This window comes from Synechococcus sp. H55.10, assembly GCF_047502715.1.
Taxonomy (GTDB): Bacteria; Cyanobacteriota; Cyanobacteriia; order Thermostichales; family Thermostichaceae; genus Thermostichus.
Map to the genome: position 1 here is coordinate 20,841 of NZ_JANSJJ010000261.1, position 7,746 is coordinate 28,586.

Genomic DNA, 7,746 nt, shown 5'->3' on the forward strand with positions numbered 1-7,746 from the left:
TGGGGAAGGAAGGCTTGCTCCCTTATCTTCTCCCACCTGAGGATCCCTAGCCGCCATGATAGGCTATCTTGCCTTGGTACTCCACGCACACCTGCCCTTTGTGCGCCACCCCGAGCAGGACTTTGTGCTGGAAGAAGAGTGGCTCTACGAAGCCATCACCGAGACCTATGTCCCGCTGCTGCACATGTTCGAGGGGCTGCGGCGAGATGGCATCGACTTTCGCTTCACCATGTCTCTGACGCCGCCGCTGGTGTCGATGCTGCGGGATCCCTTGCTGCAGGAGCGCTACGACCACTATCTAACCAAGTTGGAAGAGCTGGCCCAACTGGAGTACGACAAGAACGCCACCAACGGCCACATTCGCTACCTAGCCGAGCACTACATCAAGCAATTTGCCATGGTCCGCGATCTCTGGGAGCGCTACGACCGAGACCTGGTGCGGGCCTTCAAACAGTTTCAGGACAGCGGCAACTTGGAGATCATTACCTGTGGCGCCACCCACGGCTACCTGCCCCTGATGCAGATGTACCCGCAGGCGGTTTGGGCGCAGCTGATTGTGGCCTGCGAGCACTACAACGAACACTTTGGCCAATGGCCGCGGGGGATCTGGCTGCCGGAATGCGCCTACTACCAAGGGCTGGAGCGGATGATTGCCGATGCTGGCCTGCGCTACATGATCACCGACGCCCACGGCCTGCTCTACGCCAAGCCACGGCCCCGTTACGGCATGTACGCCCCCATCTTTACCGAGACCGGTGTTGCCGTCTTCGGTCGGGATCACGAGTCTTCCCAACAGGTGTGGTCGGCGGAGGTGGGCTACCCCGGGGATCCCGTCTATCGCGAGTTCTACAAAGACCTGGGGTATGAGGCCGACTACGAATACATCAAGCCCTACATCATGCCCAACGGCCAGCGGAAAAACACCGGCATCAAGTACCATCGCATCACGGGGCGCAACCTAGATCTGGGGCAAAAGCAACTTTACGATCCCTACTGGGCCAGGGAGAAGGCGGCAGAACATGCGGGCAACTTCATGTTCAACCGCCAGCGACAGATCGAATATCTGCACAGCGTCATGGGGCGCCCGCCGCTGGTGGTGGCTCCCTACGATGCTGAGCTGTTCGGCCATTGGTGGTACGAGGGCCCCTGGTTTTTGGATTTTCTCATTCGCAAGAGCTACTTCGACCAAACCACCTATCGCATGACCCACCTGGCGGAGTACTTGCGGGAGAACCCCACCCAACAGGTGTGCAAACCGGCCCAATCCAGTTGGGGGGCGCGCGGCTTCCACGAGTACTGGCTCAACCCCACCAACGCCTGGATCTATCCCCACTTGCACAAGGCCACCGAGCGGATGATCGAGCTGAGCCGCCGTGAGCCCGCCGATGACCTGGAGTGGCGAGCCCTGAACCAGGCGGCGCGGGAAGTGCTGTTGGCCCAATCTTCCGACTGGGCCTTCATCATGCGCACGGGGACAATGGTTCCCTATGCCGTACGCCGCACCAAGTCCCACCTGCTGCGCTTCAATCACCTCTACGAGAAGATCCAAGCTGGCCAGTTGCGGCGAGAAAAAGCCACCCCCGAAGACGAGCAGTGGCTGGCCAAGGTGGAATACATGGACAACATCTTCCCCAACATCAACTACCGAGTTTACCGGCCCCTCTGAATGTCCCCTGTATTTCTCGGGATCGATCTGGGCACTTCGGGGATGCGGGTGGTGGCCCTCTCCGAGACAGGGGAGGTGGTGGTCAAAAGCGAGCGCTCCTGGGATCCCCCGGAAACCAATCCAGGCCGCTGGCTGCGCACCCTGAAGGCGCTGCTGGGCCACCTCAAAGCTCAACTGGGGGATCGCTACGCCATTGTTGCCCTGAGTGCCTGCAGCACCTCAGGTACAGTGCTGCCGGTGGACGGGCGGGGCATGCCGCTGGATCAAGCCTGGCTGTATTCCGACCTGCGGGGCCAGGCCCAGGCCCAGCGCCTGGGGATCCCTGCCAGTTGGGGGCTCGGCCGCTGGCTGTGGTGGGCAGAGGCCCATCCCGACCAATACCGGGACAGCTACCTGGCCCATCCGGCGGACTTTCTCCTCAGCCAACTGGGGGGCCGCCGGCGGGTAACCGATCACACCCATGCCCTCAAGAGCGGCTTTGACCTGGAAACCTACACCTGGCCGCGGGAGCGGCTATCTCAGCAGGGCCTTGATCCCAAGCGCTTTCCTGAGGTGGTGGCGCCAGGAACAGTTCTGGGAACGGTGCGGCCTGAGTGGGAGCTGGGGCCAGAAGTGCTGATTGCTGCCGGGATCACCGATGGCTGTGCTGGGCAACTGGCAGCAGGAGCTACTCGCTTGGGGCAGGTTTCCACCAGCCTGGGCACAACTCTTATCTTCAAGGCCAACAGCCTTGACCCTGTGCAGACGCCGAGTATCTATTCTCATCTGCACCCCGACCGCAGCGGTTGGTGGCCGGGGGCGGCCTCCTTTTGCGGCGGCGGCGTCCTGCCCCACTTCTTTCCCGGCGGCGACTTTGCTGCCTTGGATCGGCAGGCGGAGGCCCATCTGCCCACGGGCCTAGTCAGCTATCCTCTCTGCCGGCCCGGCGAGCGTTTTCCCATCCTGGATAGCGAATTTGCCGGCTTCTTGCCCCAGGCGGAAGTGGGATCCCTTCGCTTTTATGCAGCTCTTTTGGAAGGGGTGGCGATGGTGGAGCGGCTGGGGCTGGAAACCTTGATTGCCCACGGGATCCCAGTGCAAGAGCCGCTATTAACCACTGGCGGCGGCTGCAAAAGCCCCCTCTGGCTGCGCCTGCGGGCCAGCATCCTCGCCCGCCCCCTGGCAGTGGTCAGGCACCCGGAGCCGGCGGTAGGGGCAGCCATCCTGGCCGCCTCAGCCTATTGGTGCTGTTCGGTGCAGCAGGCTGCCGATCGCTTGGTACAGGTGGAACGCCTCATCCAGCCGGATTCCGAGTGGGTCAAGGCTTATGCCGAGATCTACTCGGAGTTCCGTAGCCGCCTTTTCTAGGGAGTTTCCAATTCCTTTTCTTTATCTTTTCCAATTTCTAGGGATCCCCCGAAGAGCTAACCGCTCGCCTCCCCTCTCCCACTGGGAGAGGGGCCAGGGGTGAGGGAAGTTGGATCCCCCCGAAGGGGAACCGAAAAAGGGGGCAATGTGTATGCCCTTCGAGTGGTCTCTGGGTTTCCAATTTCTAGGGATCCCCCCGAAGGGGAACCAGTGGCTGAGCTAGTCCAGGGCAACGCGCCATTCTAGTTTCCAATTTCTAGGGATCCCCCCGAAGGGGAACCAGGAGAGTAGTGGTTGAGGACAAAGATGGAACTCGATGAGTTTCCAATTTCTAGGGATCCCCCCGAAGGGGAACCCTCACCATTCATACCGCAGATGGGCCGGTAGCTCGAGAGGCGTTTCCAATTTCTAGGGATCCCCCCGAAGGGGAACCAGCTGGGCGCCAGCACCGGCCGCTCCAGCTGCCACAAGTTTCCAATTTCTAGGGATCCCCCCGAAGGGGAACCCCGGGGAGAGGGCAGCCACACTGCCGTCGGGGCGGGTGTTTCCAATTTCTAGGGATCCCCCCGAAGGGGAACCAACGCCGGGTTCATCAACCCCGGCACATTGCATGTTGTTTCCAATTTCTAGGGATCCCCCCGAAGGGGAACCGCCGGTGCTCTTCCAGCCAGCGGTTGGGGTCCCAGAGTTTCCAATTTCTAGGGATCCCCCCGAAGGGGAACCATGATGTGGTGGCCGACTATGGCCCAGAGCCCTACCTTGAGTTTCCAATTTCTAGGGATCCCCCCGAAGGGGAACCCGCTTTCCACCAGCGCCCGGGTCAACTCGTTGGCCAGGCGTTTCCAATTTCTAGGGATCCCCCCGAAGGGGAACCATGCAGGAAGTTCTCGCCAAGGCTCCCAGGTGTTTGATTCTTGGTTTCCAATTTCTAGGGATCCCCCCGAAGGGGAACCCTGGCTGTTTGCCGGCGCCGTATGGGGCTTATCCGTACGTTTCCAATTTCTAGGGATCCCCCCGAAGGGGAACCGCGCCGATCACTGGCGCTGGCTGTTTGCCGGTGCGGTTTCCAATTTCTAGGGATCCCCCCGAAGGGGAACCAGTCCGTACGAAATACTAAGAGGAACCCTCTTAATGTTTCCAATTTCTAGGGATCCCCCCGAAGGGGAACCATTACCAAGGCGGCGGTACTGGAGTCGAGCGTGTTCTTTGTTTCCAATTTCTAGGGATCCCCCCGAAGGGGAACCTGCCAATCTGTGCGGCTGAAGGGCCCCGTATACTGGGGCCCTTGTTTCAGGTTTCCAATTTCTAGGGATCCCCCCGAAGGGGAACCATCACCACAGACGGAACCCGTTGGCCAGCGTCCGCCTTGTTGTTTCCAATTTCTAGGGATCCCCCCGAAGGGGAACCTTACACACCCGTCTACGTCACGGGTGAACCGCCTCTGCAGGCGGCGGTTTCCAATTTCTAGGGATCCCCCCGAAGGGGAACCAGGCCGACGTTGAGGCATACAAGTCTGGCGGCGAGGTGGTTTCCAATTTCTAGGGATCCCCCCGAAGGGGAACCCTTCGTTCAGTACGTTAACTACGTTCAGTACGTTCAGTACGTTGTTTCCAATTTCTAGGGATCCCCCCGAAGGGGAACCCCCTTGAAGCCAAGGGGCGTGTCCGGAGAATCCTTCTTGTTTCCAATTTCTAGGGATCCCCCCGAAGGGGAACCAGCTCAACCAAGAGCTCGGGCTGGTCTAGGAATAGGGGGGGGTTTCCAATTTCTAGGGATCCCCCCGAAGGGGAACCAACTGTATGAACTAGCTTTGGTCAAGTACCCATCCTTTGCGTTTCCAATTTCTAGGGATCCCCCCGAAGGGGAACCCCTAGCATCCCTAACGGGAATTGCCGGGTTTGACATGTTTCCAATTTCTAGGGATCCCCCCGAAGGGGAACCTTAGCCTGGGCTGCCGCCCGAACACGTGAAGGCGTGTTGGTGTTTCCAATTTCTAGGGATCCCCCCGAAGGGGAACCGTAGATAACCGGCAGAGATTGGGTGAGAATCCGCAGGTTTCCAATTTCTAGGGATCCCCCCGAAGGGGAACCGGCTTGCTACGACTGGTTGGCCACGCGAGTTGGCCGCTAGTTTCCAATTTCTAGGGATCCCCCCGAAGGGGAACCCTACGTCTGGAATTAATCAATGCAGTGAGAGAAGAGTATCTGTTTCCAATTTCTAGGGATCCCCCCGAAGGGGAACCCCCCCTCAACTCCCTGGGACGTCAGACGGCTGGGCGGTTTCCAATTTCTAGGGATCCCCCCGAAGGGGAACCGCCGCCTGCCTGAGCTCGGCCAGTTGCTGTTCCAGGGCGTTTCCAATTTCTAGGGATCCCCCCGAAGGGGAACCACCTACGGGTACACCAACACCACCATCATCTACGACGGGTTTCCAATTTCTAGGGATCCCCCCGAAGGGGAACCTCTACCCTTATTAAACCCAAGCGGGGCAAGGAATGCAAGACCCATTTGCGAGGGGGTCGGTCGAAGACGGCAAAAAAGAGCCTGAAAGAGGGGGGCAAGAGGCCTGAAAGCCTTGTGGCGCAAGGCATCGAGCGGGTCAACGAAAGAATCAGCCTTTGCGGGATTTGGCGAGGCGCTCGCGGAGCCGCTGATACTGTTTTTGTGTTGCTTTGCCAACACAGCTAGCTTGAGGATCCACGTAAGGGGCCGACAACGGTTTTAGAGGGGATGCTGCATCAGCCAAAAGCCGGCAAAGGACTGGGCCCGGAAATCGCTTTGGATGGCGAGGAAGTGGATCCCTTGGGCTTGGCGTTGGCGTTGGGCAAAGCCTTCTGCTTCCGCTTGCAGCTTTTCATCTTTTAGTTGCGCAAACAGGTAGCAATCGCTGAGGCCAGCCTCGAACAGCAGCCGTCCCTCCGCCACCGTCAAGTAGGCAGGCTCCATACCGCTCAGCCAAGCTGCTATGGGCAGCGCCCGCCGCGAGGCAATCACCAACCCAGGAATGATTGTGTCAGGCGCCAGGGCCTCCCAGTTTAGGGGGAACAGCTCGCCAAATTCCATTGGCCAGGTCTCGGCATCCCGCAGATCCCCGGCCCGCAAGGTAACGAACGCCCAGCGCTCCCCCTGCAACTTGTCCGGCAGGGGGATGGGATCCGGCGGATCCGTCTCCACCGGCGGCTCGGGGCTGTAGGTAAATTGGGTTTCCTGAGGGTAAACCTGCTCTGCCCGTTCCCGCATCCAGGCCTTGAGGGCATAGACGCGGCGGCTGGGCAGCATCGGGATCCCAACGGCGTTGCAGGCCCGTTGCAAAATGGAGCTCATGCGGGCGCGGAAGACGCGAATGGCCGAAGGGGGCTGGGGGGCCACTTCCAAATAGCTGCGCAACTGTTGGGCCACCCAGGTGCTATTGACCTCTTGGTTGCTGCAGTACTGGGCCTGGCGAAACTGGCCGCTGGCATCGCACACCAGCAGCTCCCAAACCCGCCGCTCCTGCGCATCCCGCAGCGGAACGGCGTTAAAATCCATCTGCCAAATGGGGCCGCGCGCAGGGCCTAGGGGTTGAGTGGCCAAAGGATCCCTCCTGTTCGCGCTATGTGCCACTTTCGCCACCACCTGAGTGGGCCGAGGGGTGTTCCCGCGAGCGGTGCGAAGCCTCATCCCCGACCATGGCCCATTCCCGCTCCCCGAAAATGGCGGTGGTGTGGCGGTAGTGCTTAAACTCCAGCAGGTTGTAAAAGGGATCCTGCAAAAAGAAGGTGCCGTGCTCCAGGGGGGTGCCGACAAAGCGCCAGCGCGGCTCCTGATAGAAAGGCAATCCCCGTGCCTGGGCCCGCTCAGCCAGCGCCTGCCAATCTGCTTGGGCAGGGAAGATCAGGCCAAAGTGGCGGGGGTAGATGCCCCGCTGGGGCCTCAGCTCTTCCTGGGTGAGGTGGGCCACCAGTTGATGGCCATAGAGGTTCAAAATGACTGAAACAGGCGTTTCCCGACCGATTTGGCAACCCAAGCCCTCGCCGTAGTAAGTCTTGGCCAAGGCAATATCGGCAACGGGAAAGGCCAGATGAAAGCGGATGGGTTCCATGGGCTCTCTCGCAAAGCAGCCTGCTCGACTCAGGATCCCTGCTCTTTATCAAGGTAGGCGATTTTGGAACGGCTGCTGCCAGGTGGGATCCCTTCTCAGGCCCAAGCTGTACGCCTTTGCGCAGGAGTGCCAACCGCTCGGATGCTATAACACTAGCTAGTGTGTAATCCGCTCGCGTCAGCGGGACGGAGTGGCCGAGTCTGCAACAAGAGAACTCGGTGTGTTGAGAGGTTTGTAAGAAGGGGCAATCTTGGCCATGGCCAGCATCTGGGTTGAACAGCGCCGCCGCGAGGACGAGTCGCGCGATTTTTTTTGGATGGTGGCGCTGTCCTTGTTGCTGCATGCGCTGGCGCTGCTGGCCTTGCTCTACTGGAGTCGGTTTTGGCCGCTTCGCCAGGAAGAACAAAAAGCCATCGAGTTTATCCTTCTGGAGCCAGAAGATCTCAAGCCGCCGGAAGAGGCAAAACTGGTTTCAGAAGTGGATTCCCGCGATGGGGGCAAACGGGCGGAAGCCCCTCCTTCCCAGGGCAGTCCACCCCAATCCCAGGCTGCTCCTCGCCAGGAGGCTCCCCAACCCCAGCCGCCGCAACCACAGCAGCCTGCCCCTGTGCCACCACCTGCCCCGGCGGAAGTTGCCCTGGCCACTCCTAGAC

The 7,746-nt window shown here is 60.2% G+C and carries 4 protein-coding genes, 1 pseudogene and 1 CRISPR repeat array; of the genes and pseudogenes, 3 read left to right on the forward strand and 2 right to left on the reverse strand.

The window, feature by feature from the left end:
* Positions 1–55: 55 nt before the first annotated feature.
* Complete coding sequence (locus NW858_RS13020) at positions 56–1,666, forward strand: glycoside hydrolase family 57 protein (protein ID WP_414347085.1); 1,611 nt, start codon at positions 56–58, stop codon at positions 1,664–1,666.
* Complete coding sequence (locus tag NW858_RS13025) at positions 1,667–3,013, forward strand: FGGY-family carbohydrate kinase (RefSeq protein ID WP_414520650.1); 1,347 nt, start codon at positions 1,667–1,669, stop codon at positions 3,011–3,013.
* Positions 3,014–3,186: 173 nt separating this feature from the next.
* Positions 3,187–5,475: direct repeats of the CRISPR family, unit length 36 nt; unit sequence GTTTCCAATTTCTAGGGATCCCCCCGAAGGGGAACC.
* A gap of 258 nt (positions 5,476–5,733) precedes the next feature.
* Here NW858_RS13025 and NW858_RS13030 read toward each other — a convergent pair.
* Together NW858_RS13030 and NW858_RS13035 are read right to left on the reverse strand one after the other, a co-directional pair.
* The gene (locus NW858_RS13030) at positions 5,734–6,585 is read right to left on the reverse strand and encodes a Tab2 family RNA-binding protein (protein ID WP_414369081.1); all 852 of its coding nucleotides are present in this window, start codon (positions 6,583–6,585) and stop codon (positions 5,734–5,736) included.
* 19 nt (positions 6,586–6,604) lie between these two features.
* Positions 6,605–7,093: a VOC family protein gene (locus NW858_RS13035; protein WP_414335947.1), complete on the reverse strand. Its 489-nt coding sequence runs from the start codon at positions 7,091–7,093 to the stop codon at positions 6,605–6,607.
* Between the two features lie 256 nt (positions 7,094–7,349).
* Here NW858_RS13035 and NW858_RS13040 point away from each other — a divergent pair.
* Positions 7,350–7,746, forward strand: a pseudogene (locus tag NW858_RS13040) (energy transducer TonB); the annotation flags it as partial.

Coding starts and splice junctions, on each gene's coding strand:
- NW858_RS13020 (WP_414347085.1), top strand. CDS start 56: ATGATAGGCTATCTTGCCTTGGTACTCCACGCACACCTGCCCTTTGTG.
- NW858_RS13025 (WP_414520650.1), top strand. CDS start 1,667: ATGTCCCCTGTATTTCTCGGGATCGATCTGGGCACTTCGGGGATGCGG.
- NW858_RS13035 (WP_414335947.1), bottom strand. CDS start 7,093: ATGGAACCCATCCGCTTTCATCTGGCCTTTCCCGTTGCCGATATTGCC.